Genomic DNA, 24,971 nt, shown 5'->3' on the forward strand with positions numbered 1-24,971 from the left:
TTATGTTTTTTTTTTTCAAACAGAAGGCCGGCACACAGGTCAGCCCTCGTCTGCGGGGCCGGGGATTTGTTTAAAAGAGCGCGCGGCCCCCCTACCCCCCGCCCGCCCCGCTGCCGAAGCCGCAGCCCGCGCCTGGGCCCGCCCCCGAAGCGGTCCACGTCCCGGCCGGTCCCGCAGCCCCCGCCCCGCCCCGAACGGCGCCGAAGGCGCCCCGGGCGGCCGTCGCGGCGGCCTTCGGGGTACGCCCCTACCGCTCGGTCGCCCTCCAACGGCGCGGCCCCGACGGGCTGTCCACCGTACGGCTCATGGTCGTCGTCACCACCCCGGCCGTCCTCGCCGCAGCCGCCCTGCGCCCGCGCTCCAAGAGCCGCGGCTGAACCCGTACCGGCCCGCGGAAGCCGGAAGCCGGCAGCCGAAGCCCGAAGGCAAGGCCGGCAGCCGAAGCCGGAAAGCAAGGCCGGCGGCCGAAGCCGAGAACCACCCACGAACCACCGAAGAACCCCCACCCGAACGGGAGAACCCCTCGTGTCCGAATGGCTGGTCCTGGCCATCGCCATGGCGCTCGTCTGCGCCCTCGTCCTCGCCTTCACCACGCTCCGGCACCGCCGCGCCGCCGAGGACGAGGACACCAGCGAAACCCCCGACGTCATCGAGTACATGACCATGATGGTCGGCGTGGTCTACGCGATCGTCCTCGGTCTGGCCATCGCCGGCGTCTGGGAGGCGCGCGGCGCCGCCGAGGACAGTGTGCGGCGTGAGGCCCAGGCACTGTACGAGGTCACCCAGCGCGCCGACGTGTACCCGGCCGCCGTCCGCGACCGGATCCGCGACGAGGTGGGCGCCTACGTCAGCCACACCGTCAGCGTCGACTGGCCACGCCTGACCTCCGGCGAGGCCCCGTCCGCCCAGGGCGCCGAACTCCTCGGCAAGCTGCGCAGCGACGTCACCCACCAGGCCCCGGCCACCGAGCTCCAGGCGCAGGCCTACCAGCCGCTCCTCGACCAGATCGCCGCGGCCGACGACGCCCGGCACACCCGCACCCAGAGTTCCGAGTCCACGCTGCCGGGCGTGGTGTGGTTCGGGCTGCTCACCGGGGCGGTCGTCACGATCGGGCTGATCTTCACCCTCCAGATCCGCCGTTCGGGCCGTGAGCTGCTGCTGGCGGGCCTGTTCAGCGCGCTGATCGTGTTCCTGCTGTTCCTGGTGTGGAGCTTCGACGCCCCGTACGGCCGGGACGGAATCGATTCAGCGGCCCCGTTCGCGGACCTCTTCCCCTCCCTCTCCCTCGCCGCCGGCGACTAGCCCTCCGGCCCCGCCCCCTACGCCCCTACGCCCCTACGCCCCTACGCCCCCGCGTCCGTCCGCTCCATGACCCGCCGCTCCCGCTCCGTGAGCGGCGGTTCGTGCAGGGGCAGGCGGCGGGGGCCGCGTGCGACGGCCAGGGCCACCTCCGGGCGGAGCAGGGTGCTCGCCGGGGCCGACAGGGTCATCACGTCGAACATCGCCTTGGAGACCAGCGGCCGGCTCGTCGCGGTCAGCATCAGGCGGTCGACGTAGCGGCGCAGCGCCACCGACATCCGGCCCGGCGGACGGCCCCGCGCGCCCGGGTACAGGATGTCCTGAGCGGTGGCCAGGTCCCAGGCCGTGGCGACCGGGCCGGCCACCGCCCGCTGCACCCGGCGGGCGAAGCCCGGGGCGGCGAGCCCCCGCGCCCGCAGCTCCGTACGCAGGGCCAGCACGCCCTGGGCGGCCACCGACATCCCGTGCCCGTACACCGGGTTGTACGTGGCGACGGCGTCGCCGACCACCACGAAGCCCTCGGGCCACAGCGCGGCCCGCTCCAGGAAGTTGCGCCGGTTGACCGTCGCCCGTGTGACGACGACGTCCGTGAGCGGTTCGGCCCGCGAGATCAGCTCGCCCACCACCGGATGGCGCACGCCCCGCGCGAAGGCCTCGAACCGGTCGGTGTCGCCCGACGGCTGGCCGCCCCGGGTGCCCGACAGCGTCACCAGCCAGCGCCCGCCCTCCACCGGCACGATCGTCGCCGTCTGCCCGGGGACCGGGACCCGCGGGTCCGACTGGACGTTGACCACCGGATAGCCGTCGGTGCCCTGCGGCGCCTGGAAGATCCGGCTGGCGTAGACGAGGCCCGAGTCGACCTCCTCCGAGTGCACCGGCCCGGCGCCCAACTGCTGGAGCAGCCGCGGGGCGCGCGATCCCCGGCCGCTGGCGTCCACGACGAGGTCGGCGGCCAGCACTCGCCGGGTGCCGTCGGCCTCGCGGATGCGCACCCCGGTCACCCGCTCGGCGTCGCCCTCCAGCCCCAGCAGTTCCGTACGCTCCAGCACGGTGACCCCGGGCCGGCGCAGGACCTGCTCGCGCACGGTCCAGTCGAGCAGGTCCCGGCTGCAGGCGATCAGGAACTGGGTCTCGGGGAAGCGCCGCAGCCAGCCGTTCGCCGACATCGACACCAGCCCGGTCGGCAGCGGGATCCGCCGCGCGCCGGCCGCCAGCCAGCGCTCCACGGTGCCCGGCAGCAGCTCCTCGACGGCCCGCGCACCGCCCGACCACAGCAGGTGGGCGTGGTGGGCCTGCGGCAGGCCGCGGCGCGGGACGGGGGAGGCGGGCAGCGCGTCGCGCTCGACGACGGTCACCCGTACGGTGCGGTCGGCGAGCGCGGCCGCGGCCAGCATGCCGGAGAATCCGCCGCCGACGATCACGGCATGTCTGTGGGCTTCACTCATCGAAGGCCGCTTCCTGTGGTGGCCGCGTGATGACCGCGGGCCGCTGCTACTGACGGTGAATGACGCAAGGCGCGGGAGATCCGCACCAGGTCGCGGGGGCCGTCCACCGCCCCCTGCGCCGGGTCCGGCTCCGCGTCGACGATCCGGCCCTCCGGATCGGCGGAGCGGGCCCGTACGGCCGCCGCGACCATCGCCGCGTCCCCGACCGCCCGGGCGGTCTCCTCGTCCGCCCCGGCCGCGCGCGCCTGCTCGTACGCCTGCGCGCGCTGCCGCTGGTCGAAGTAGGGGCCGAGGTGCAGGAAGCCGTCGTGGATGTCCGACTCGCGCTGGAGCACCCGCAGTTCGGCCGGGGACCACCAGGCCATCCGGACCCCGGGAGTGCCCAGCGGCACCGCGCCCTGCAGCTCGCGCCACAGCGTGCCCAGCCGCCGGTACGTCGCCCAGGTCCGCCAGCTGTCCTGGGCGCGCTGGCACACCAGCGGTACGACGAATCCGATCGCGCTGATCAGGGCGCCGAGGGAGGCGATCGGCGGCGCCAGGTACGTACTGAAGTAGTCGAGGTCGACGCCGAGCCAGCGGCCGAGGACCGCGGTGAACTTCGTGGCGTCGTAGCTGAGGTTGAACACGTAGCCGACGACGATGATCATCAGCCCGACGCGCAGCCAGCCGCGCACCTGCAGCGACCAGCGCCAGCACAGGGCCACCATCACCACCGCGGCCACGGTGTGTGCCGCGAGGTAGAGCACGATCATCTCGCGGATGTACGGCGTGGTGACGTAGTACGTGTCCAGGTCGCGCAGCCGCTCCTCGGGCGCCTCGCCGAGGACGAACAGCACGACGAGGGCCACGACCACGACCCCGTAGCCGAGGATCCAGCGCCGCGAGACGCGCCGGGTCTGCTCCGGCGGGCCGCCGCGCCAGTTGACGATCAGCACCAGGCAGGACGCGCTGAACGCGGTGATCAGGCAGTACACCAGTGGCGCCGAGACGTTGGGGATGCCCGTCCAGCGGTTGACGGCCGCGATCGTCGGGGGAGCCGCGAAGGTGAACACGGAGCCCGCCAGGATCAGCAGCGCGCACACGGACCGCAGCAGCGGGTCGCGCCAGTTGTGGCGCAGTGCCGGCAGCTTGAAGGCGAGGGCGACCGCCATCGCCGCCGCCGGGATGTAGTAGTCCTCGCCGTTCAACGCTCGGCCCTGTGCCCCCGGTATCCGAGGGAGGCCTCGATCCGCCCGGCCAGCTGGTCGCGGTGGGCCGGCGCCCGGTGGCTCGCGGAGCCGGCCAGCCAGGGCCGGCACTTGCTGCCGAGCAGCAGCCCGAAGGTCTCCGCCTCGGTCTCCTCCCGTACGTCCGCGCGGGTACGGGCCGCCACCCGGCGCACGGTCTCGCTGATGTCGGCCTCGTCGGACAGCAGCCGCGCGGCGACGGCCGCGCCGTCCACGTGGTGGCTGCAGTGGCCGGCCTTCATGTGCCACAGCTCGTGGCCGAGGATCACCAGTTGGTGGTCGGGGGCGGTGCGCTCCTCGACGACCACCAGGTCGCGGTCGGCCATGTCCAGCCACAGCCCGCTGGCCGTCCCCGGCGGGAACGCCGCCATCCGGAACTCCACCCGGCGCCCCCGGTGCCTGCTCATGCCGTCGCACAGGGCGGCGTAGAGGTCCACGGGTTCCACGGGGGCGGTCAGCGTGATGCCGGCCACCAGCTCCCCGCACAGCCGCCGCTGCTCTCTGCCTATGCTCACCGTTCTCCCCGTCGGCGCGGATCCGGATCAGGACGTGAGGGATTCAGACCCAGCCAAGGGGCCGGGTCAGGACTCGTCGGGTTTGACGCTTTCGAGGAGCATGTCCAGCCATTCCGTCACCTTGTCCCGGTGTTTGTCGCTGGGCAGTTGGGCGGCGCGCCAGGCGATGCCCCGCACTCCGTGGTTCTGCAGGAGTCTCGCCAGCGGATCGCCCGCCGAATCGCCGTCCGCGGGTACGGTTTCCCGCTCCAGCTCGCGTTCCCGCTCGCGACCTGCGAAATCCTGGAGAAGCTGCTGTTCGGTGCGCAGCAGGGCGTCGTCGAGGGCTTCTGCATCATGTGCGGTCAGGAATCCGGCGTGCACGCCGAAGAAGCGCTGGATCGCGTCGCAGTGCTCCATCGTCGGGCGGCGGTCGCCGTTGATCAGCGCACCCGCCTGCTGCCGCGACATGCCGGCGCCGTCGGCGATCTCCTGCTGCGTGTACCGGCGCCCGTTGGGCTTCAGGCGGGTCCGCCGCAGCAGGTCCAGGCGCTGCAGGAAGCGCGCCTGGAGATCGGGCTCACCGGCCGGCCGGCCCTCCAGCAGGGTCCCGACCACGTCGGCCGGGACGCCGGAGGCCTCCGAGAGGCGGCGCAGGTCGAAGACCTCACTGTGGTCGCGTCCTAGCGTGTCAGCGAGTTGGGCCACCCGAGTGACGGTGGTCGCCAGGGGCACGCTGGCCACCGCGACGGGAGCCGGGAAGCCGTCTGTCACCAGTGGTTCTCCTAGATCGCGCGAGGCCGGTTCAGGGCACGTGATGGGCCTTTGGAGGCTAGCCCCTACGACCTCGGAGGACTAGAACTTGCCACAGCTGTGGCGTGAATAAGCTGTCAAGAGGCTGGAATTGCCACAATAGTTGACACTCGAATGACGTCGGTAGCAGGATCGCCACACGGAAATGAAGATCCAGACCGCGAGAAGGGGGAGCTCTCGGTGCCACATCTCGCAGCGGTGGGCCCGTCCGACGGCCTCTCCCGGGCGGCCGGTGAGGAGCGCCTGACGGGTGAGGAGCCCGTGCGCGGCGCAGTACGGTCGGAACGGCGCAAGGAGATATTGCGCCAACGCCGCGAAGAACTGGGCCTGAGTCAGGAGGACGTCGCCGCACGCCTGCGGATCAGCGTGCGCGCGTACGGGAATTGGGAACGCGGCCTGGTCAAGGAATGGACCGACCGCAAACTCCTCGCCCTCGCCGAAGCACTCGAAATGAGCGAGCGGCAGTGTTTCTGGCTGTTCCGCGTCATGGTCGACCGGGACCCGCCGCCCACCTGGCACGCCGCCGAGGAGAACCGGCTGCCCCAGGACCCGGCCCTGCGCGACTACCTGCGCGACTACGCCGCCCTCATGGAGGCCGTGCCCTACCCGAGCTTCCTGATCGACCACCGCTGGGACGTCGCGCTCACCAACTCCGCCTTCGACCAGCTCTTCCAGGCCGTCCGCCCGCACCCCACCGCCCTGCCGGACGACAACTTCCTGCGGTTCGTGCTGTTCCACCCGGACGCGGCCGCCGTGCTGGAGGACCACGAGCCGGCCTGGTGCGTACCGCTGCTCGCCCAGTTCGCGACCGCCCTGGCCGCCGACCCCGAGGACGAGGGGCTGTGCAGCATCCGCCAGGAGGTGGCCCGCGACCCGTTCATGGAGGCCGCCTACCGCTACGGCGTCCCGCACTGGCTCAGCACGTACGGCGCCGAGGCCGCCGAGCGCGACGGAGCGGTCCTCGCCGTCCACCACCCCGACCCGCGCTGGGGCACCGTCCGCTGCCGGATGGTGGCCGAAACCAGCCGGCAGCTCGACACCATGGGCCTGACCCGGATCACCCTGATCCTCTCCGCACCGCAGGGCGTCCCCGCCGGCCCGGCGCCGACCGGGACCGTCCGCCCGCAGGGACCGCGGCTGCGCGCCGTGCCGCCGCCGCAGGAGTGACCGCGGGGGCGACACTGGGACGATGTGCACGGCGGCGCCGTCCTGACGCTGCTGTGCGGAGCCGTGTCACGGATCGTGGCACGGCACCGCGTGTCACGGATCGTGGCACGCAGGGTCCGCAGCGGGTCGCCGCAGGCGTCGCGCGCCCGGGCCACCGGGGGCGCCGCGAGGCGCGGGAGACAAGGCGGTAGCGACGTGCGGCTGGCCATCCTCGGCGGAGGCGGATTCCGCGTCCCCCTCGTCTACGGAGCACTGCTGGGCGACCGCGGCGAAGGCCGGGTCCGGCACGTCACCCTCTACGACGAGGACCCCGGCCGGCTCACCGCCATGACCCGGGTACTCGCCGACCAGGCCGCCCCCGTGCCCGACGCCCCGGCCGTCACCGCGACCGGCGACCTCGACGAGGCCCTGCGCGGCGCCGACTTCGTCTTCTCCGCGATCCGCGTCGGTGGGCTCGACGGACGCGCCGCCGACGAGCGGATCGCCCTCGGCCACGGCGTCCTCGGCCAGGAGACCGTGGGCGCGGGCGGGATCGCGTACGGACTGCGGACCGTACCCGTGGCCCGGGAGATCGCCCGCCGCATCGCCCGCACCGCCCCCGACGCCTGGACCATCAACTTCACCAACCCGGCCGGACTGGTCACCGAGGCCATGGCCGAAGAACTCGGCGACCGGGTCATCGGCATCTGCGACTCCCCGGTCGGCCTCGGCCGCCGCATCGCACGGCTGCTCGGCGTGGACCCCCGCGACGCCTGGATCGACTACGCCGGCCTCAACCACCTCGGCTGGGTGCGCGGGCTGCGGGTCCGCGGCCGCGACGAACTGCCCCGGCTGCTGGCCGACACCGCCACGCTGGAGTCCTTCGAGGAAGGCCGGCTCTTCGGCGCCGACTGGCTGCGCTCCCTCGGCGCCGTACCCAACGAATACCTGCACTACTACTACTTCAACCGCGAGACCGTACGGGCCTACCAGGAGGCGAAGCAGACCCGCGGCGCCTTCCTGCGCGACCAGCAGCGGGCCTTCTACGCCGAGGCCGGCCGCCCCGGACAGCCGCCCGGCGCGGCCCTGGCCGCGTGGGACCGCACCCGGGCCGAGCGGGAGGCCACGTACATGGCCGAGAACCGGGAGGCGGCGGGCGCGGGCGAGCGCGACGCGGACGACCTGGAGTCCGGCGGCTACGAGCGGGTCGCGCTGGCCCTGATGCGGGCCATCGCCCGCGACGAGCGGGCCACGCTCATCCTCAACGTCCGCGGCCGCGGCCTGCTCGCCCCCCTCGACGCCGAGGCGGTCGTCGAGGTGCCCTGCCTGGTCGACGCCGGCGGCGCCCACCCGATCGCCGTCGACCCGCTGCCCGACCACGCGACGGGCCTGGTGACCTCGGTCAAGGCGGTCGAACGCGCCGTCCTCGCGGCCGCCGCCGGCGGCTCCCGGGCCGACGCGGTCAAGGCCTTCGCCCTGCACCCGCTGGTCGACTCGGTGACGGTGGCCCGGCGACTGGTGGAGGACTACGCGGCGGAGCACCCGGGGCTGGCGTACCTGCGCTGACGGCGTACCTGCGCGAGGACCCCGTACCCGCCCGCGGACCCCGTACCTGCGCGCCGACGGCAAGCCGTAGCCCGGACGGCGCAGTGCCGCATGCGGCCGGGCGGGGCCGCTGTGAGAGTGCGAGATGTGACCACTGCCCCGGCCGTCGCCACGGCGCCACCCGTCCTGGACCGGCGCCGGCGCAACGTCGTGTTCGGCACGATCATGCTGGGCGTGCTGCTGGCCGCACTCGACCAGACCATCGTCGGCACGGCCCTGCCGACCATCGTCGCCGACCTCGGCGGCGGGGCCCACATGTCGTGGGTGGTGACCTCCTACCTGCTGGCCGAGACCGTCGCCACCGTGCTCGTCGGCAAGTTCGGCGACCTCTTCGGCCGCAAGCTCATCTTCCAGCTCTCCGCGGTCGTCTTCATCAGCGGCTCACTCCTGTGCGGCCTCGCCTCCAACATGACCCTGCTCATCGTGTGGCGGGGCCTCCAGGGCTTCGGCGCGGGCGGCCTCATGGTCACCTCCATGGCCCTCATCGCCGACGTCGTGCCCCTGCGCGAACGGGGCACCTACCAGGGCGCCATCGGTGCGGTCTTCGGCGTCGCCACCGTCGTCGGACCGCTGCTCGGCGGCCTGTTCACCGATCACCTCAGCTGGCGCTGGTGCTTCTACGTCAACGTGCCCATCGCCGTCCTGGTCGTCGTGTCCGCCGCCCGGACCATCCCGGCCGTCCGCGCCGCCGGCCGCCCGATCGTGGACTACCTGGGCATCGCCCTGGTCGCGATCGGCTCCGGCGCGCTCATCCTGGCCACCAGCTGGGGCGGCAACGAGTACCCCTGGGACTCGTCCCTCGTCATCGGCCTCTTCGTGGTGGGCGCGGGCGCCCTCGCACTCTTCTGCTTCGCCGAGACCCGGGCCGCCGAACCCATGCTGCCCATGCGGCTCTTCCGCAACCCCGTCTTCACCGTCTGCTCGGTGCTCAGCTTCATCGTCGGCTTCGCGATGCTCGGCGCCATGACCTTCCTGCCGACCTACCTGCAGTACGTGGACGGCGACTCGGCCACCGTCTCCGGCGTCCGCACGCTCCCGCTGGTCATCGGCCTGCTCCTCGCCTCGGTCTTCAGCGGCAACGTCACCAGCCGGACCGGCCGCTACCGGATCTTCCCGATCGCCGGCAGCCTGGTCATGGCCGTCGGGCTCTATCTGCTCTCCCTCATGGAACCCGGCACCGGCGCCTGGCTCGAATCGCTCTACATGTTCGTGCTCGGCACCGGCATCGGCCTGTGCATGCAGGTGCTGACCATCGCCGTGCAGAACACCGTCGACTACGCCGACCTGGGCACGGCCACCTCCGGCGTCACCTTCTTCCGCACCCTCGGCAGCTCCTTCGGCGCCGCCGTCTTCGGCACCATCTACGCCGGCCGCCTGGAGCCCGAGCTCCGCGCGGGCATCGCCGAAGCCGCCCGCACCACCGGGGCCGACCCCGCCACCCTGGCCGCCGCCGCGCGCAGCCCGCAGGGGGTGCACGCGCTCGACCCGGCCGCCGCGGCCCCGATCGTCGCGGCGTACGCGGACGCGCTGAGCACGGTCTTCCTGTGGACCGTGCCGGTCGCGGCGACCGGCTTCGTCGTCGCCCTCTTCCTCAAGCAGGTACGGCTGCGCGACACCGCCCGGGCCGCCTCCACCGACATGGGCGACGGCTTCGGCTCCCCGGCCACCGCCAGCGGCGACTCCGCCAAGCTGCTCGAACTGGCCGTCGGCAAACTGATCCGCACCATGGGACCGCAGACCGCCCGCCGCATCGTCGAGGGCTCCGACACCCGCCTCGACATCGCCGCGGCCTGGGCGGTCATGCAGGTCGACCTGATGACCCGTACGGTCGGCCACGCGAGCCTCGGACTGATCGCCGCCCGCCGCACCCTCCCGCCGGAAGTACTGCTGCCCGTCTTCGACCGCATGGTCGAGGAGGGCTTCCTCAGCAACGAGGGCCCCTACTTCACGCTCACCGAGGCCGGCGAGCGCGAGGCCGGGGTGATCTCGCGGGCCTGGGCGGACTGGCTGGCCGGCGAGCTCGAACGCGACCGGGGCCGGCCCACCGGGGACGAACTGCGCGTCGCCGTCGACGCCATCGCCAAGCGACTGCTCGCCGAGGACCTGGGCGAGGGCAATTTCGCACCCCGCCCGGCCGCGGCCGTGTAGACCGGGCTGCCTCGTCCCGGGTTCTGTACGACAGGCCTAGACGATGAGCTTCGCGGTCGCCTCCGTCTTGCGCTGCAGCTTCTCGGGCTTCACCGAGGCCAGCTCGGCAGAGATCTTGTCAGCATGCGTCTTCAGCTGCTTCAGCACGGCGGTGTCGGTGTCGGTGTTGCCGTCACCCACCGTCCCCACCTCGGCGAGGCGGGCGGAGTGGAGGCAGACCTGCGTCTGCGGCTCGAGGATGGTCAGCAGGGCGTAGAACTTGGCGAGTTCCTCGGTGGTCATGACGGACTCCCGGCGTTTCGAGGTGAACACATCGTCACCTGCCGTATCCATGCGGCGGCGTTCCGTAGCGGAGGCGCGGCTGTGGACAGCGCGACACCACGGCCCCTCGAACCGTTCCCGAAGCCGACCGGGGTCCTAGCCCCGTACTTCGCGGGTCGTTGATTCGTTTGGTGTGACCCGTTCGGTGGTGTCCTGGGCCGGTGGTGTGGCGTTGGATCGGGTGTGTCGATGACTTCCCGGTCTCCGCGGCCACGGGCTCAGCGTCAGCGTCTTGACCGGCCTCCGCGACCGCCGGAACTGACGGAGCGGCAACACCGCACCGCACGGGCCGGTGATCCGGCGGTTGTAGCGTGGCCTGGTGAGAAGCGACGTATATCGGGATGTGGGCGAGGCCGCGTGGTCGTGGGTGCTGGACCACGTGCGCGAGGACGAGGGCCCGTGGCTGGTGCAGGCCGTGGTGGAGGGCGGTCCTGAGGCCACGTCACCTGCCCAGGACCGCGACTCGCTGTACGCGGGGATCGCCGGCCTGGCCCCGGTGCTGGCCGAGATCGCGCAGTACCGGGAGCTGGGCGTGCGGGAAACGGAGCTGGCGACCGGCATCGTGACCAGACTGTCGGCACAGGCCGGGCAGCGAACGGAACCCTCGCTGTACGACGGCCTCGCGGGCGACGCGACGGCGCTCAGACTGCTCGCCCCGGGCGAGGAAGTGGTGGCGCTGCGGCGGCTGGCCGCCCTGGCGACCGGCGACGGATGGAAGACCACGCTCGACTTCGAGCCGGGCTCCGACGCGCCCCTCACCGACGTCATCATGGGCACCGCGGGCGTGATGATGACGGCGGTCTGGGCGAAGAGCGAGTTCACGGACGCGATCGCGACGACGGGAGGCGAGGCCCTGCTGCGGGCGGCGGACCGCACGGAGGCGGGCCTCGACTGGGGTATGACACCGGGGGCGGCGTCGAGGGCGCCGAACTACTCGCACGGAACCGCTGGGGTCGCGGCCGCTTTGGCGGTCGCGGGCGCCGCCCTGGACCGCGAGGACTTCGTGGAGGCAGCGGTCGCGGGCGCCCGGCACGTCCTCTCGGTGGGGTCGTTGAAGGATGCGGGCTTCGTCGTCCCGCACACGATTCCGCCGTCGCGCCGGGAGGTGGAACCGGTGACGTACACGTGGTGCCACGGCCCGGCGGGCACCTCGCACCTGTTCACCGCGCTGGCGCACGCAGGGGTCACCGAGGTGGCTGGCCACGACGTCGACGAACTGCGGCACCGCTGTATGACCTCGATCCTCACCTCGGGTGTGCCGGAACGCCTCCGTCCCGGCTTCTGGGACAACGACGGCCGCTGCTGCGGAACGGCGGGCGTCGGAGACGTCCTGCTGGACGCGGCCCAGGACTGCCGGGCGCCGGAGAGGAGACAGACCCTGCTGCGGGCCGCGCACAGGATGGGTGACGCGTTGGTCGACCGGGTCATCAGGGATGACGCGGGCGCCCGTTGGCGCTTTCTGGAACACCGCGAGGACCCGCCGCTGCTGCCGCCCGGCACGACGTGGATGCAGGGCGCGGCAGGCATCGCGGCCTACCTTCTGCGCCTCGCCCGGTACGGCGAGACCGGCCCCGACGCCCCGGTCATCGACCGCCCGGACCAGTGGTGGGCCGTGCCGGCACACCTGCGCACTACACGTACGGGTGCATGAGCGACCAGTCCCATGCGAGACAAGTAATGCATAACGATCTCGGCCTTGTGTGAGGCGTGGTCCCCTCTGGCCCCGGACTTCGCGGTCACCGTTTCAGGTCTGCGGCCAGCGGGTCTGTCCGATGTCGGTGTCGAGCAGGTCGAGGAGGTGGAGTTGGACGCCGCGGGAGATCTGGACGGTGGGCGGGCCCTTGAAGTCGTGGTATCTGCGTTCGACCGTGCCCTGGCCCTTGTAGTGGATCAGGGCCTGCCCGGCATCCGCCTGGTCGGCGGGGACGGGCGGCTTGCCGGCCGGCGGCGTTGGCGGTGGAGTGGACTCACCTGCCCGTGCGTCACCAGCTCACTCGCACCGCCAGGACATACCTCGTCGACAATCCCAGCGACATCCAGCCGGCGCAGAAACTCGGCAGCGACAGGCAGAGCGCCCAGACGCTTCTCCACCACGGACGTCACCGCCACTTCAAGACGCTGACGCTGAGCCCGTGGCCGCGGAGACCGGGAAGTCATCGACACACCCGATCCAACGCCACACCACCGGCCCAGGACACCACCGAACCGGTCACACCAAACGAATCAACGACCCGCGAAGTACGGGCCTAGCCGGCCGCCGCCTGCGGCGCCGCCGCGGTCGGGTAGTCGTGCGAGGGTACGGGCGGCAGCTGGGTCAGGCTCGGCCGCCAGGTGCGCAGCACCGCCGCCGACGGCGCGTACAGCACGTCCGGGATGTCGGCCGGGGCGAACCACTCCCACCGCACGATCTTGTGCGGCTCGGTCACCACCGGCGTGCCCTGCGCGGCGCGCGTGACCGCGGCCGCCGTCAGCCGGGTCAGCCCGGACGACGCGTCGATCTGCACGGCCAGGACGTCCACGTCCGCCGGGTCCACCCGCAGGTCCGTCTCCTCGCCGAGCTCGCGCGCCGCGGCACCCTCGAAGCCCTCCCCGGGGTCCACCTTGCCGCCGGGCAGCTCCCAGCGGCCGTCGTGCGCCTGGCCCAGCAGCACCCGTCCGTCCGCGCCGAGCACGACCAGCCCGACCCCGACGACGGCGTTGGGCTTCGGCTCGGCCCGCTCGGGGCGTTCGCGATCCGGGTGTGCGGGGTGGGTGGTCATGCCTGCCCTTCCGTTCCTTGTGGTTCTTGTGCTTCTTGCGTGCCCGGCGTACCGGGTGAGCCCTGCGTGCCCGTCGCGTCCTGCGTGGCCTGCGTTCTGTCCTTCGGCCGGGCCCGTACGTGCATCCGCTCGCCTTGCGGCCCGAAGAGGCTGAGGAACTCCACCGGCTGAGGGCCCGCGTTGGTGAAGGCGTGCGGCGTGCGGGTGTCGAACTCGGCGGCCTCCCCGGCCCGCAGGACCAGATCGTGCTCGCCCAGCATGAGCCGCAGCCGGCCGGAGAGCACGTACAGCCACTCGTAGCCCTCGTGGACCTGGAGCTCCAGCCCGGCCCGGGCGTCGGGCGCGGGCGGCAGGACCATCTTGTACGCGCGGACGCCGGTGAAGTCGCGGGTCAGCGGTACGTAGGTGGACCCGTGCCGGACGAACGGGCGGCTGCGGATGCGCGGATCGCCCGTCTCGGGCGCCCCGACGAGCTCGTCCAGCGCCACCCGGTGGGCCTTCGCCAGTGGCAGCAGCAGCTCCAGTGTGGGCTTGCGCTGCCCCGACTCCAGGCGGGAGAGCGTGCTCGGGGAGATCCCGGTGGCCTCGCCGAGCTGGGCGAGCGTGGTCCCGCGCGCCCGCCGCAGCGCCCGCAGCCGCGGCCCGACGGCGGTGAGCACGCGCGCGAAGTCGTCCTCGGCGGCTGCGGGGGGCGCGGGGTCTTCGGCCATGATCCCATTTGCCGGTTCGGCAACGGCGTTTGTCAAGCCGTACGGCGCGGAGCGGGTGCGCGCGGCCGGACCGCAGCCGAAGTCAGCCGGTCAGGATGTTTTCAGCCGGCCAGGATGCGGGCCTTCTGTGCGCTGAACTCCTCCTCGGTGAGGATGCCCTGTTCCTTGAGGGCGGAGAGCTCCTTGAGCTGGTTGATCTTGTCGTCCATGCCGGCGGGGGCGGGTGCCGGGGCAGCCGGGGCCGGCGGCGGAGGGGCCTCGGGGGGAGGGGCGGCTGCCTGTTCCTGCTGGGCCCAGCGGCCCGCCTGGCGGCGCGAGACACGGTTGGAGACGGCGGTGGCCGTTCCGGCGATGACGGCGGTACGGGCGACGCCGCGAAGGAGTCCGGGCATGATTCCTGCCTTGCCTGGGTCGGGGAAGCGGATGGCATCCGTGGCGTGGGGTCGGGTCGGGTAAGGGGCCTGGCCTGGCCGGGCCGGGCCGATGCCTTCAGGCCGCGGCGTCGAGCGCGTTCAGTGCCTCGATCACGTCCTGGACCGGCACGCGCCCGCTCGCGATCATCCGGGCGTCGGCGCGGCGGAGGGCGGCCGCCAGGGGCGCGGCCCACAGGTTCTCGTAGAGCAGGATGGCCGCCGAGTCCCCCGGCTGCAGGAGGGATCCGGCCTCGGCCATGTCCTCCTCGCCGATGAGGCCCGAGGAGACGCCCTCGAAGACGGTGAGGTCGAGCTTCCCGTCGCCGGTCACGTCGGCCAGGGCGATGCCCCGTACGGACCCGTCCGCCTCCTTCGTGAGGAAGGTCAGATCGAGGATGCGGATGATCCCGCGGTCGACGAGGTCGACCAGCAGCGGCATCCCCTCACCCGTCAGGTGGCTGCCCGGGAACTCGACAACCAGGTAGTCGATGGGGCCCACCTCGTCGAGACGGTCGTTCGTTTCTCTGGTCACGTCAGCTCCTTCGCAGATCCGCCGGTACGGGGGCGGGGCGGGGCGGCGGCCGCGGAGCGGGTCGGCTCTGCGGGGCGTCCCACACCGTTGCGACCGTAGGCGCCGCCGCGGAGCGGGGGATCACCCCCGCGGGGTGATGCAGCGCCCCGCCCGCGCACGCAGGATCGGAGGGCGCCCACCGTGGCCCGCCGCGGCCGCGGCCGTCGTCAGCAGGAGAAATGAGGGATCGATCATGTGCCGGTGGCTCGCCTACTCGGGTACCCCCCTGCTGCTCGAAAAGATCCTCTACGAACCCAAGCACTCCCTGATCGACCAGAGCCTCCACTCGCGCCTGGGGGTCGAGACGACCAACGGGGACGGGTTCGGCATCGGCTGGTACGCGCCGGACACGGGCGTCGACACCCCCGCGATCATGCGCGACGTCGGCCCCGCATGGAACAACCGCAACCTGCGCGAGATCTCCCAGCACGTCGTGTCGCCCCTGCTCTTCGCGCACATCCGGGCCTCGACGGGCACGGCCGTGCAGCAGACGAACTGCCACCCCTTCCGGCGCGGCCGCTGGATGTGGATGCACAACGGTGCCATCTCGGGCTTCCACCAGATGCGCAGGCAGCTCTCCATGGCCGTCGACCCCACCCTCTACCTGGACATCGAGGGAACCACCGACTCGGAGACGATGTTCTTCCTCGCCCTGACCTACGGCCTGGAGGACGACCCCCCGGGAGCGGTGGCCCGGATGGTGGGCACGGTGGAGCGCATCGGCCACGAGCACGGCGTCGCCGCCCCCATGCAGATGACCGTCGCGGTCACGGACGGCTCGACGGTGTGGGCGTTCCGCTACGCCAGCGAGGGAACCGCGCGGACGCTGTTCTACAGCACCAGGGTGGAGTCCCTGCGCGCCCTGCACCCCGACGCGGCGTTCCTCCAGGAAGTGTCCGACGACACCCGGCTCGTCGTCTCCGAGCCCCTGGGCGACCTCCCCGGCGCCTGGAACGAAGTACCCAACGACAGCTACGGGTTGGTGCGCGGGAGCACGGGCGAACTCCACCCGTTCGCCCCGCAGCCGCTGTGACGACCGGGCTGCCTGACACCTTACGGAGGAGCCATGACCACGCCCCGACACCCGGACCCGCCGCTACCGCCCGATGAGCCCGCCTTCGGCAGCGCGGTAGGCGGCCCGTCGGGCGACCCGTTCGACACGCTCTCGGCACTCGGTGCCTCCTGGAAGTGGGCACTGAGCTCGGCGATCGTGACCCTGGTGTTCGGCATCCTCGTGCTGGTGTGGCCGGGCGAGACCCTGCACGTGCTGGCCGTCCTCATCGGGCTGTACCTGCTGCTGGCAGGGCTGTTCCGGTTCGTGGCGGCGTTCGGCCGGCACGAGCACGGCGACCGGTGGGCGGGGCTGCTCATGGCGGTGGTCTACGTCGTGGCGGGCGTGCTGGTCCTGCGCGGCCCCGAGAAGACCGTCACCGTCCTCGCCCTGCTGCTCGGTGTGGTCTGGCTGGTCTCCGGCATGCTCGGCGCGTACCGGGCGATCGTCGACAAGGGGCTCCCGCACCGCGGGTTCACCTTCGGCGTCGCGGTCCTCGGCATCGCCGCGGGCGTCGTCGTGCTGTGCCTGCCGATCGAGTCCGCCGTCGCCCTGACCCGGCTGCTCGGCCTGTGGCTCGTCCTGCTGGGCGTGGCGGAGGTGGTCGTGGCCTTCGCGGTACGGTCGGCTCTGCGGCGCTGAGTCGTGTTCCTGAGCTGTCTTCCTGAGTTCTGTTCCTGAGCTGTGTTCCTGAGCTGCGTTCCTGAGGGCGGCCCGCACCGGTCGGCGGGCCGCACGTCGCCACCGGTCGCTGGTTTCGGCAGCCCCGGCGCAGCGCAGGCTCTGATCGGCCGGCCGTCCGTCCGTCCGTCCGTCCGGCCGATCAGACGGACGGTCGGACGGTCGTACGGCTGCACGGGCAGGGGAGCAGGGAAGCAGGGGGGACGACATGGCGCATGTGCTGGTTGTCGGGGGCGGGGTCGGAGGGCTCGCCACCGCGCTGCTCACCGCACGGCACGGGCACACCGTGGAGCTGTTCGAACGCGACAGCAGGGCCCCCGGGGCCGCCCTCGACCGGGACTTCTTCGGCTGGCGGCGCCCGTCCGTGCCGCAGGCGGCCCAGCCGCACGTGCTGCTGGGCGCCGCCCGCCGCGTGCTGCTCGACGAACTGCCCGACGTCCACGCCGAGATGCTGCGCCTGGGCGCCCAGGAGCGGCACGAGCTGGACTGGTTCGACGTACGCCCGCCGGTCCGCGACGGGGACGAGGACCTCGTCATGATCCAGACCCGGCGGATCGTCCTGGAGAGCGCCCTGGCCGCAGCTCTGCGGGCGGAGCCCGGGGTGGTCTGCCGCTACGGGGAGCCGGTGACGGGCCTGGTCCTCGCCCCCGGGCCCGACGCCGGGGCGGCTCCCGTGGCGGCGCCCGTGGCGCGCGGGGGCCCCTCGCCCGTGCCCCGCGTCACCGGCGTACGTACGGCCGCCGCCTCCTACGCGGGCGACCTGGTCGTGGACGCCGGCGGCCGGCGCGGAGCCGCGGAACGCTGGCTGACCGCGGCCGGCTGCCGGCCGGCCGCCGTCGAACGCCACCGCACCGGCCTCGCGTACTTCTGCCGCTGGTACCGGCTGCCCGCCGGCACCCCCGAGGGGCCGCGCCGGCCGTGGAGCGTGGCCGGCGGCACCTTCGCCGGCTGCGCCGTCTTCCCGGCCGACAACCGGGTCTTCGCGGTGACCCTCATCGTGCACACCGGGGACGCCACCCGCTCAGCCCTGCGCGACCCGGCCGTCTTCGAGGAGGCCGCCCGCAGCTTCCCGCCGGGCGCCGCCTGGCTGGACCTGGGCGCCGAACCGCTCTCCGAGGTGCTGGCCATCGCCGGCCTGGACAACCGGTGGTGCGCCCTCGTCGACGAACACGGCCCCGTCGTCAGCGGCTTCGTACCGGTCGGCGACGCCGTCACCCACACCAACCCCACCCTCGGCCAGGGCACGTCCCTCGCCCTCTGGGCCGCACTGCGCGTCGCCCGCACGGCCCACCAGGACCCCGGATCGGCCGACTACGCCGCTGGCCACCACGCGTGGGCGGTACGGACCCTCAAGCCGTGGTTCGACTTCCAGGTGGTGGCCGACACCGCGATCGGCGAGCGCTACGCCACCCAGGGCCTGCGCACCGGGAGCGCCCGCGAGCGGGCCGCCCTGTTCGACTGCGCCCTGGACGACCCCGAGGTGATGCGGGTCCGCGCCCGCGTCCGCCACCTGGCCGTCTCCCCCGAACAGGCCTACGCCGACCCGGACGTCCGCGCCCGGGTGGCCCAGTGGCTGGCCGCCCGCCCGGACTACGTCCCGAACGCGACCGGCCCGACCCGCGCCGAATGGGAGAAGGTCACCGCCGCTCAGCCCTCCGGGCCTCCGCCGCCCAGCACTGCGGAGAGGTCGTAGCGCACGACCTCCTCCAACTGCTCGTACGTGCAGCTCCGCGGTGTGCGGTCCGGGCGCCAGCGGCGGAACTGGGCCGTGTGCCGGAAGCGGTCGCCCTCCATGTGGTCGTAGGCCACCTCGCACACCCGCTCGGGGCGCAGCGGCACCCAGGACAGGTCCTTCTTCCCCGTCCACCGGCTCTGCGCCCCCGGCAGCCGCGCGCTCTCGTGGGCGGCCTCGTCGGCCCACGCGGCCCACGGGTGGTCCGCCGCGCCGTCCGGCATCAGCAGCGGGGCGAGCTCGTCCACCAGCTCGGCGCGGCGCTTCATCGGGAACGCGGCGCACACGCCCACGTGCTGGAGCGCGCCGTGCGCGTCGTACAGGCCCAGCAGGAGCGATCCGACAATCGGACCGCTCTTGTGGAAACGGTAGCCGGCGACGACGACGTCGGCCGTACGCTCGTGCTTGATCTTGAACATGAGGCGGGCATCGGGCCGGTAGGGCAGGTCGAGGGGTTTGGCGACCACCCCGTCCAGCCCGGCGCCCTCGAACTGCTCGAACCACTGCTGCGCGAGCGCGCGGTCGGTGGTCGCGGGCGCGAGGTGAACGGGGGGTTCGGCGGTGGACAGGGCATGGACGAGCGCGGCGCGGCGGTCGGCGAGCGGGGTGTCGAGCAGTGAGTCGTCACCGAGGGCCAGCAGGTCGAAGGCGACGAAGGAGGCGGGTGTCGTCCCGGCGAGCATCTTCACGCGGGAGGCGGCGGGATGGATCCGCTCGGTGAGGCGGTCGAAGTCCAGCCGCCCGCCGTGAGCGATCACGATCTCGCCGTCCACCACGCAGCGGGCGGGCAGGTTCTCCTTCAGGGCCACCACGAGCTCGGGGAAGTAGCGCGTCAGCGTCTTGCCGGTACGGCTGCCGATCTCGACCTCGTCGCCGTCGCGGTGCACGATCGCACGGAAGCCGTCCCACTTGGCCTCGTACTGCATGCCCGGGGGGATCTTGGCCACGGACTTGGCGAGCATCGGCTTCACGGGCGGCATCACGGGCAGATCCATGCCTCGATTCTGCGGCGGCACGGACGAAACCGCCCGGTATTCCTGGCATGGGCGGCATGGTCGGCATGGGCGGCATGACCGGAACTGCCGGTATGGCTGGCGCAACCGGGATGGGTGACACGACCGGGATGGGTGACACGACCGGGATGAGCGGCATTCCTGGTATGCGAGGTTCGCCGGCCGCGCCTACCGTGGCGCACATGGGTGCATCCGGTAAAGCGATCGAGCTGGACGCGGGCGGGCGGACGGTACGGCTGTCCAACCCGGACAAGGTGTACTTCCCGGAGCGCGGCCTCACGAAGCTGGACGTCGCCCAGTACTACCTCGCCGTGGCCGACGGCATCACCCGGGCGCTGCGCAACCGCCCCACCACGCTGGAGCGCTACCCCGACGGGGTGGAGGGGGAGTCCTTCTTCCAGAAGCGGGCCCCCAAGAACCTGCCCGACTGGATCCCGACCGCCCACATCGCCTTCCCCAGCGGACGCACGGCCGACGAGATCTGCCCGACCGAGCCGGCCGCCGTGCTCTGGGCGGCCAACCTGGGCTGCCTCACCTTCCACCCCTGGCCGGTGCGCCGCGAGGACACCGACCGGCCCGACGAACTGCGCATCGACCTCGACCCGCAGCCCGGCACCGACTACCACCACGCGGTGATCGCCGCCCACGAGCTGCGCGACGTACTGGAGGAGCTGGGCCTGCGCGGCTGGCCCAAGACCTCCGGCGGGCGCGGCCTGCACGTCTTCGTGCCGATCGAGCCGCGCTGGACCTTCACCGAGGTCCGGCGCTGCGCCATCGCGATCGGCCGGGAGCTGGAACAGCGCATGCCGGGCAAGGTCACCACCGCCTGGTGGAAGGAGGAGCGTGGTGAACGGATCTTCGTGGACTACAACCAGACGGCCCGCGACCGCACCATCGCCTCCGCCTACTCCGTCCGCCCCCGACCGCACGCCCCGGTCTCCGCCCCGCTGCGCTGGGCCGAGATCGACTCCGCCGAGCCCCGCGACTTCGACATCGTCACCATGCCCGCCCGCTACGCCGAACTCGGCGACCTGCACGCCGACATGGACGACCACGCCTTCACCCTGGACGCCGCCCTGGAGCTCGCCGCCCGCCACGAACACGACCACGGCCTGGGCGACATGCCGTACCCGCCGGACTACCCGAAGATGCCGGGGGAGCCGAAACGGGTCCAGCCGAGCCGGGCGAAGCGGGAGGAGGGGCGGGGGGAGGAGCGGGAGGAGGAGTGAGGGCGGGGGTGTCATACCCGGCGGGCGGCCGTCGGCGGGTCTCCTTGACGCCGCTCGTTGACGCCGTTCAGGAGGTCGTTGATCGCTCGTTGATCGGACGTACATCGGCCACGGTGAATATCGGCCCATGTCGATGAACACGAGCACCAGCACCACGGCAGCACCCGCTTGGCACGAACTCGCCCTCTGCGCGCAGACGGGGCCGGACTTCTTCTTCCCGGAGCCGGGGACCTCGCTGCGTGATGCGAAGCGGCTGTGCGGAGCGTGCGAGGGGCGCGCGGGATGCCTGGAGTACGCCCTGACCCACGACGAGCGCTTCGGCGTCTGGGGCGGACTCTCCGAGCGGGAGCGCCTCGCCCTGCGCCAGAGCCGGTGACACCCGGGGTGTAAGCGGGACGCGCGTAGGGGTATGTGCGTCCGTACCGGCACGCATGGCCGTACCGGCACGCATGGCCGTACGAACACGCCGCCCTGGCAGAGCGGGGCTCTGCCAGGGGCGCCTGCGTCACATCTCACATGTCACATCTCACGGCCGCAGCCGCGCTCAGCCCTTGCGGGCCGCCAGCCGGGCCGCCCGCGCGGCCAGCCGCTCGTCGAACTTGCGGGCCTCGGCGTCCAGCCCGCCCAGGAACAGGCCCAGCTCGTCCTGCGCCTTCTGGCCCTCCGGGCCGAGGTCGGCGATGTCCATGACCTTCAGGTAGCGCAGCACCGGGGCCAGCACGTCGTCGTGGTGGATGCGGAGGTTGTAGATCCCGCCGATCGCCATCTGCGCGGCCGACCGCTCGAAGCCCGGCATGCCGTGACCGGGCATCCGGAAGTTGACGACCACGTCGCGCACGGCCTGCATGGTCAGGTCCGGGGCGATCTCGAAGGCCGCGCCCAGCAGGTTGCGGTAGAAGATCATGTGCAGGTTCTCGTCGGTCGCGATGCGCGCCAGCATCCGGTCGCAGACCGGGTCGCCGGACTGGTGCCCGGTGTTGCGGTGCGAGATGCGGGTGGCGAGCTCCTGGAAGGCGACGTACGCCACCGAGTGCAGCATCGAGTGGCGGTTGTCAGACTCGAAGCCCTCCGACATGTGCGCCATGCGGAACTCTTCCAGCTTGTCCGGGTCCACGGCGCGCGACGCCAGCAGGTAGTCGCGCATCACGATGCCGTGCCGGCCCTCCTCGGCGGTCCAGCGGTGCACCCAGGTGCCCCAGGCGCCGTCACGGCCGAACAGGGTTGCGATCTCGTGGTGGTAGCTGGGGAGGTTGTCCTCGGTGAGCAGGTTGACGACGAGGGCGATCTTGCCGATGTCGGTGACCTTGGACTGGCTGGGGTCCCACGCCTCGCCGTCCTCGAAGAGGCCCGGGAAGTTGCGCGCGTCGCCCCACGGCACGTACTCGTGCGGCATCCAGTCCTTGGCGACCTTCAGGTGGCGGTTGAGCTCCTTCTCCACCACCTCTTCCAGCGCGTACAGCAGCTTGGCGTCGGTCCACGCCTCCGAGCTGCCGAGGTGGGGAGAGGTGATCGTCACGGGTGCTCCTGGGGGACAAGCGAATTACCTGCGGTTCCGTTTACCTACGGTCCCGTAGCTTACGAATCCGTAGGTTAAGCGCGGCGTCAAGACGATCCAAGCCCCGGGGGCGGATATGGACCCGTACATTCCGTTATGTCGGCTGCTCACCGCCCGCTCGCGGCGGTGGGACGTGACGCGCGGCACTCTGCCGGACATGAAAAAGCCCCCTCCGGGGGAGGGGGTGGGGGAGAGGGAGCGTTGACGGGGGTGGGGTGGGGGTGGGGGGCGCTGATCGCGCGCCCTCGGCCTCGGCCTCGGCCTCGGCCTCGGCCTTCGGCCTCAGCAGGAGTCGCGCATCAGTTCCGCGAGGCCGTGGTCCATGTCCACGTAGAGGTGCTCCGTGCCCGGGCGGACGATCGTCGCGGCCCGCTGGAGGAAGCGGTGCAGGTCGGCCGTCTCCATGAGGACGATCGCGACGCCCTCGGGGGCGTGGAACTCCACGACCGTGCGGCCCTCGTCGTACGGGCGTACGCGCACGTCGCCGAGCCCCGCCGGCCCCTGGAGGCCGGTCTCCAGCAGCTCGCGGCCGAAGGTCCATGACACCTCTACGCCCTCCAGCGTCGCCGGCGCGGGGAAGGCCATGCGGACGGCGAACGGATCCGACCTGTCGTAGCAGAGAGTGACGGGAACGGTCTCGACCTTCGGCGCGGTGGCGACCAGACGGGCCTGGACGGCCTGCTCGATGACGGTGATCACGGCTCGCTCCCTTGACTTGCGGATCGGTGGCGGGCGGTGGGGTGGCGCCCGACATCGGGATAGACGCGGGAAACGGCGAATCCGTGCACGGGAGGGGTACGTGAGCTGTGTCACCGAATGGCTTGTTCCGTTTGGTTGCGGGGGGTGGGTGGTGGTGTATGCGCGGGTGGCGTGGGGTGTGAGGGTGTCGGGGGGTACTGGAGTCCAGTCGGAGGACGGCTGGAATTCGTTCACTCCGCGGGACCAAGGCGGCGTGCTGGGCGGAGCGGTCCACCGCGGACGGTGATCGACGCACCCTGGACGGTGATCTCGGGGTGCGTTAGCTTCCGGCGCCATGAGACTTCTCGGAATTGGCATGTGCGCGGCAGCTCTGGTCGGCGTCCTCGCCGCCCCGGCCCACGCCCGCTCCCTGGCGGCGGACGCGACCGGGGGTAGCGGGACGAGCGGGGCCAGCGGGACGAGCGGCGGAACGGTCTTAGCCGGATCGGCGGGAGCGGCGGGAGCGGCGGGATCTGCCGGAACGGCCGGAACGGCCGGACGGGCTGCGTCGGGAGGAGCGGCCGGATGGGAGGGCTCGGCGGGACCGGTGGGGCGGGCTGAACCGGTCGGATCGCCGGGGACCGCCGTCGGCCTGCCCGGGGTCGGCTGGGCGCTCAAGGCCACCGGCAAGGACGCCCGGCTGCGCGGGTTGGCGGCGGTGAACGCCGCCACGGCCTGGGTGTCGGGCTCCAAGGGCACGGTGCTGCGCACGGTGGACGGCGGGGCGAGCTGGAACGACGTCTCGCCGCCCGGGGCCGTGGCCGACGGGCTCGAACTGCGCGACATCGAAGCCTTCGACGCGCGCCGCGCGGTGGCCCTGTCGATCGGCGAGGGCGGGGACTCGCGGGTCTTCCGCACCGAAGACGGCGGCGTGAGCTGGACGGAGACGTTCCGTAACCCCGATCCGAAGGCCTTCTACGACTGCCTGACCTTCTTCGACCCGCGCCACGGGCTCGCGATGAGCGACCCGGTGGACGGCAAGTTCCGCATCCTCTCCACCGAGGACGGCGGCCGCAGTTGGCAGGTCCTCCCGAACGACGGCATGCCCGCCGCCCTGCCGGGCGAAGCCGGCTTCGCGGCGAGCGGCCAGTGCCTGGTGAGTGCGGGGCCGCGGGACGTCTGGCTCGCCACCGGCGGGGGCGCGACGGCACGTGTCCTGCACTCGTCCGACCGCGGGCGCAACTGGCGCGTGGCCGAGTCCACGGTGCCGGCCGGCGACCCGGCCAAGGGCGTCTTCGGGCTGGCGTTCCGGCACGGCGGCTACGGCGCCGTCGGCCTGGCCGTGGGCGGCGACTACCGCACCGGGCAGGCGTCGCCGCAGGCGGCGGCCGTCACCTCGGACGCGGGCCGGACCTGGCGCACGTCGGACACTCCGCCGCCGGCCTACCGTTCGGGCGTCGCCTGGCTGCCGTCGCAGCCGCACCTGCGCACGGCGGCTCTGGCGGTGGGCCCGACGGGCACGGACGTGACCCTCGACGGAGGCCGCACCTGGACCCCGCTGTCCACCGGCTCCTTCGACACGGTCTCCTGCCCGCGCAGCGCGGGTTACGCCGACCTGGGCGCGGTGGGCGCAGGCGGCGCCGACGGAGGTAGCAAGGCGTACGCAGGCTGCTGGGCGGCGGGCGAGAAGGGCAGGGTAGGCCGCCTGGAGCGCTCCGCCGGGTCCTGAGGGGGCGGGGGGCGGTCCGAGGGGGTTTGTCCGCTGGGGGTGGGGCTTCGGGGGGCGGGGGCTGACCCGATGGGGCCGTGTCCGCTGGGGGCGGGGCTTCGGGGGTGCGGGCTGGCCCGATGGGGTTCGTTTCCTGTGGGGCCTGGTCGGTGGGGTGTCGGTGTCTGCCCGCCTGTCCATTGTCCGTGCGGGTCGGCGGCCGGCGTCAAGGGCGCCCTTCGGGCGTCGCTTGCGCGATGTCGCTGCGCTCCACCCTTGACTCCGACCACCGCCCCGCCCCGCCAACAGACCGGCGAGCAGGCACCGGGGAGGGGTGGCCGGGGGGGGCTGTTGCCCTCAGGCTCCGCGCTGAC

The 24,971-nt window shown here is 72.7% G+C and carries 23 protein-coding genes; 11 read left to right on the forward strand and 12 right to left on the reverse strand.

Translation table 11 applies throughout. The features are described 5' to 3' along the window. The first annotated feature begins 525 nt into the window (after nt 1-525). Nucleotides 526-1,302 carry a bestrophin-like domain gene (locus GPJ59_RS14365; protein WP_219667501.1) on the forward strand — a complete coding sequence of 259 codons (777 nt, stop codon included), beginning with the start codon at nt 526-528 and terminating at the stop codon, nt 1,300-1,302. A 41-nt stretch (nt 1,303-1,343) separates the two neighbouring features. On the opposite strand, the gene GPJ59_RS14370 is transcribed toward GPJ59_RS14365, so the two are convergent. The 4 genes from GPJ59_RS14370 to GPJ59_RS14385 all read right to left on the reverse strand — a co-directional run bounded on the left by GPJ59_RS14370 (nt 1,344) and on the right by GPJ59_RS14385 (nt 5,238). Beyond that, nucleotides 1,344-2,744: an FAD-dependent oxidoreductase gene (locus GPJ59_RS14370; RefSeq protein WP_219667502.1), complete on the reverse strand. Its 1,401-nt coding sequence runs from the start codon at nt 2,742-2,744 to the stop codon at nt 1,344-1,346. Then, the gene (locus GPJ59_RS14375) at nt 2,741-3,931 is read right to left on the reverse strand and encodes an MAB_1171c family putative transporter (RefSeq protein WP_219667503.1); all 1,191 of its coding nucleotides are present in this window, start codon (nt 3,929-3,931) and stop codon (nt 2,741-2,743) included. The genes GPJ59_RS14370 and GPJ59_RS14375 overlap by 4 nt, the downstream gene beginning before the upstream one ends. Next, complete coding sequence (locus GPJ59_RS14380) at nt 3,928-4,485, reverse strand: toxin-antitoxin system, toxin component (protein WP_219667504.1); 558 nt, start codon at nt 4,483-4,485, stop codon at nt 3,928-3,930. The genes GPJ59_RS14375 and GPJ59_RS14380 overlap by 4 nt, the downstream gene beginning before the upstream one ends. A gap of 66 nt (nt 4,486-4,551) precedes the next feature. Further along, nucleotides 4,552-5,238 (reverse strand): helix-turn-helix domain-containing protein, encoded by a 687-nt coding sequence (locus GPJ59_RS14385; protein WP_219667505.1) that lies wholly within the window; start codon nt 5,236-5,238, stop codon nt 4,552-4,554. A 219-nt stretch (nt 5,239-5,457) separates the two neighbouring features. Here GPJ59_RS14385 and GPJ59_RS14390 point away from each other — a divergent pair, with 219 nt between their 5' ends. The 3 genes from GPJ59_RS14390 (at nt 5,458) to GPJ59_RS14400 (ending at nt 10,176) form a co-directional block, all read left to right on the forward strand. Then, nucleotides 5,458-6,444, forward strand: coding sequence for a helix-turn-helix domain-containing protein (locus tag GPJ59_RS14390; protein ID WP_308120293.1), 987 nt, complete (start codon nt 5,458-5,460; stop codon nt 6,442-6,444). A gap of 195 nt (nt 6,445-6,639) precedes the next feature. Beyond that, nucleotides 6,640-7,989, forward strand: coding sequence for a 6-phospho-beta-glucosidase (locus tag GPJ59_RS14395; RefSeq protein ID WP_219667506.1), 1,350 nt, complete (start codon nt 6,640-6,642; stop codon nt 7,987-7,989). A gap of 90 nt (nt 7,990-8,079) precedes the next feature. Next, nucleotides 8,080-10,176, forward strand: a complete 2,097-nt coding sequence (locus tag GPJ59_RS14400; protein WP_219667507.1) for an MDR family MFS transporter — start codon at nt 8,080-8,082, stop codon at nt 10,174-10,176. 36 nt (nt 10,177-10,212) lie between these two features. Here the strand turns inward: GPJ59_RS14400 and GPJ59_RS14405 are convergent, their stop codons facing one another. Next, nucleotides 10,213-10,509, reverse strand: a complete 297-nt coding sequence (locus GPJ59_RS14405; RefSeq protein WP_219667508.1) for a hypothetical protein — start codon at nt 10,507-10,509, stop codon at nt 10,213-10,215. Nucleotides 10,510-10,816: 307 nt separating this feature from the next. Between GPJ59_RS14405 and GPJ59_RS14410 the strand changes: the two genes are divergently transcribed. Further along, nucleotides 10,817-12,148, forward strand: a complete 1,332-nt coding sequence (locus GPJ59_RS14410) for a lanthionine synthetase LanC family protein (protein WP_308120294.1) — start codon at nt 10,817-10,819, stop codon at nt 12,146-12,148. A gap of 595 nt (nt 12,149-12,743) precedes the next feature. On the opposite strand, the gene GPJ59_RS14415 is transcribed toward GPJ59_RS14410, so the two are convergent. From GPJ59_RS14415 to GPJ59_RS14430, 4 genes are all read right to left on the reverse strand, one after another. Then, nucleotides 12,744-13,256, reverse strand: a complete 513-nt coding sequence (locus GPJ59_RS14415; protein WP_219667509.1) for a nucleotide triphosphate diphosphatase NUDT15 — start codon at nt 13,254-13,256, stop codon at nt 12,744-12,746. Further along, the gene (locus tag GPJ59_RS14420; RefSeq protein ID WP_219667510.1) at nt 13,253-13,966 is read right to left on the reverse strand and encodes a helix-turn-helix domain-containing protein; all 714 of its coding nucleotides are present in this window, start codon (nt 13,964-13,966) and stop codon (nt 13,253-13,255) included. Before GPJ59_RS14420 ends, GPJ59_RS14415 begins: the two co-directional genes overlap by 4 nt. Nucleotides 13,967-14,067: 101 nt before the next feature. Further along, nucleotides 14,068-14,358, reverse strand: a complete 291-nt coding sequence (locus tag GPJ59_RS14425) for an SHOCT domain-containing protein (RefSeq protein ID WP_219667511.1) — start codon at nt 14,356-14,358, stop codon at nt 14,068-14,070. A gap of 97 nt (nt 14,359-14,455) precedes the next feature. Beyond that, nucleotides 14,456-14,911, reverse strand: a complete 456-nt coding sequence (locus GPJ59_RS14430; RefSeq protein ID WP_308120295.1) for a DUF6325 family protein — start codon at nt 14,909-14,911, stop codon at nt 14,456-14,458. Between the two features lie 232 nt (nt 14,912-15,143). On the opposite strand from GPJ59_RS14430, the gene GPJ59_RS14435 reads away from it, so the two are divergent. The 3 genes from GPJ59_RS14435 (at nt 15,144) to GPJ59_RS14445 (ending at nt 18,375) form a co-directional block, all read left to right on the forward strand. Further along, complete coding sequence (locus GPJ59_RS14435; RefSeq protein ID WP_219667512.1) at nt 15,144-15,983, forward strand: class II glutamine amidotransferase; 840 nt, start codon at nt 15,144-15,146, stop codon at nt 15,981-15,983. Between the two features lie 33 nt (nt 15,984-16,016). Then, nucleotides 16,017-16,643: an HdeD family acid-resistance protein gene (locus GPJ59_RS14440; protein ID WP_219667513.1), complete on the forward strand. Its 627-nt coding sequence runs from the start codon at nt 16,017-16,019 to the stop codon at nt 16,641-16,643. Nucleotides 16,644-16,890: 247 nt separating this feature from the next. Next, entirely contained in the window at nt 16,891-18,375 is a 1,485-nt protein-coding gene (locus GPJ59_RS14445) for an NAD(P)/FAD-dependent oxidoreductase (protein WP_219667514.1), read from the forward strand. Here the strand turns inward: GPJ59_RS14445 and GPJ59_RS14450 are convergent. Then, complete coding sequence (locus GPJ59_RS14450) at nt 18,330-19,409, reverse strand: ATP-dependent DNA ligase (RefSeq protein ID WP_219667515.1); 1,080 nt, start codon at nt 19,407-19,409, stop codon at nt 18,330-18,332. The two genes, GPJ59_RS14445 and GPJ59_RS14450, sit on opposite strands and share 46 nt — an antisense overlap. A gap of 200 nt (nt 19,410-19,609) precedes the next feature. Here GPJ59_RS14450 and ligD point away from each other — a divergent pair, with 200 nt between their 5' ends. Both ligD and GPJ59_RS14460 read left to right on the forward strand, forming a co-directional pair. Then, nucleotides 19,610-20,656, forward strand: a complete 1,047-nt coding sequence (gene ligD, locus GPJ59_RS14455) for a non-homologous end-joining DNA ligase (protein ID WP_219667516.1) — start codon at nt 19,610-19,612, stop codon at nt 20,654-20,656. A 133-nt stretch (nt 20,657-20,789) separates the two neighbouring features. Beyond that, nucleotides 20,790-21,032 (forward strand): WhiB family transcriptional regulator, encoded by a 243-nt coding sequence (locus tag GPJ59_RS14460; RefSeq protein WP_219667522.1) that lies wholly within the window; start codon nt 20,790-20,792, stop codon nt 21,030-21,032. Between the two features lie 168 nt (nt 21,033-21,200). On the opposite strand, the gene GPJ59_RS14465 is transcribed toward GPJ59_RS14460, so the two are convergent. Both GPJ59_RS14465 and GPJ59_RS14470 read right to left on the reverse strand, forming a co-directional pair. Beyond that, nucleotides 21,201-22,172, reverse strand: a complete 972-nt coding sequence (locus GPJ59_RS14465; protein ID WP_219667517.1) for an acyl-ACP desaturase — start codon at nt 22,170-22,172, stop codon at nt 21,201-21,203. A gap of 321 nt (nt 22,173-22,493) precedes the next feature. Continuing rightward, nucleotides 22,494-22,910, reverse strand: coding sequence for an SsgA family sporulation/cell division regulator (locus tag GPJ59_RS14470; protein ID WP_219667518.1), 417 nt, complete (start codon nt 22,908-22,910; stop codon nt 22,494-22,496). Between the two features lie 586 nt (nt 22,911-23,496). Here GPJ59_RS14470 and GPJ59_RS14475 point away from each other — a divergent pair. Then, the gene (locus GPJ59_RS14475) at nt 23,497-24,618 is read left to right on the forward strand and encodes a WD40/YVTN/BNR-like repeat-containing protein (protein WP_308120297.1); all 1,122 of its coding nucleotides are present in this window, start codon (nt 23,497-23,499) and stop codon (nt 24,616-24,618) included. Nucleotides 24,619-24,971: the final 353 nt, after the last annotated feature.

The organism is Streptomyces bambusae (genome assembly GCF_019400985.1).
GTDB lineage: Bacteria > Actinomycetota > Actinomycetes > Streptomycetales > Streptomycetaceae > Streptomyces > Streptomyces bambusae_A.

What these genes read in the sequence shown, in the direction of transcription:
- GPJ59_RS14420 (WP_219667510.1), bottom strand. Translation starts at nt 13,966, where the DNA reads ATGGCCGAAGACCCCGCGCCCCCCGCAGCCGCCGAGGACGACTTCGCG.
- GPJ59_RS14415 (WP_219667509.1), bottom strand. Translation starts at nt 13,256, where the DNA reads ATGACCACCCACCCCGCACACCCGGATCGCGAACGCCCCGAGCGGGCC.
- ligD (WP_219667516.1), top strand. Translation starts at nt 19,610, where the DNA reads ATGGGTGCATCCGGTAAAGCGATCGAGCTGGACGCGGGCGGGCGGACG.
- GPJ59_RS14400 (WP_219667507.1), top strand. Translation starts at nt 8,080, where the DNA reads ATGCGGCCGGGCGGGGCCGCTGTGAGAGTGCGAGATGTGACCACTGCC.
- GPJ59_RS14370 (WP_219667502.1), bottom strand. Translation starts at nt 2,744, where the DNA reads ATGAGTGAAGCCCACAGACATGCCGTGATCGTCGGCGGCGGATTCTCC.
- GPJ59_RS14435 (WP_219667512.1), top strand. Translation starts at nt 15,144, where the DNA reads ATGTGCCGGTGGCTCGCCTACTCGGGTACCCCCCTGCTGCTCGAAAAG.
- GPJ59_RS14460 (WP_219667522.1), top strand. Translation starts at nt 20,790, where the DNA reads ATGAACACGAGCACCAGCACCACGGCAGCACCCGCTTGGCACGAACTC.
- GPJ59_RS14445 (WP_219667514.1), top strand. Translation starts at nt 16,891, where the DNA reads ATGGCGCATGTGCTGGTTGTCGGGGGCGGGGTCGGAGGGCTCGCCACC.
- GPJ59_RS14405 (WP_219667508.1), bottom strand. Translation starts at nt 10,509, where the DNA reads ATGGATACGGCAGGTGACGATGTGTTCACCTCGAAACGCCGGGAGTCC.
- GPJ59_RS14425 (WP_219667511.1), bottom strand. Translation starts at nt 14,358, where the DNA reads ATGCCCGGACTCCTTCGCGGCGTCGCCCGTACCGCCGTCATCGCCGGA.
- GPJ59_RS14450 (WP_219667515.1), bottom strand. Translation starts at nt 19,409, where the DNA reads ATGGATCTGCCCGTGATGCCGCCCGTGAAGCCGATGCTCGCCAAGTCC.
- GPJ59_RS14440 (WP_219667513.1), top strand. Translation starts at nt 16,017, where the DNA reads ATGACCACGCCCCGACACCCGGACCCGCCGCTACCGCCCGATGAGCCC.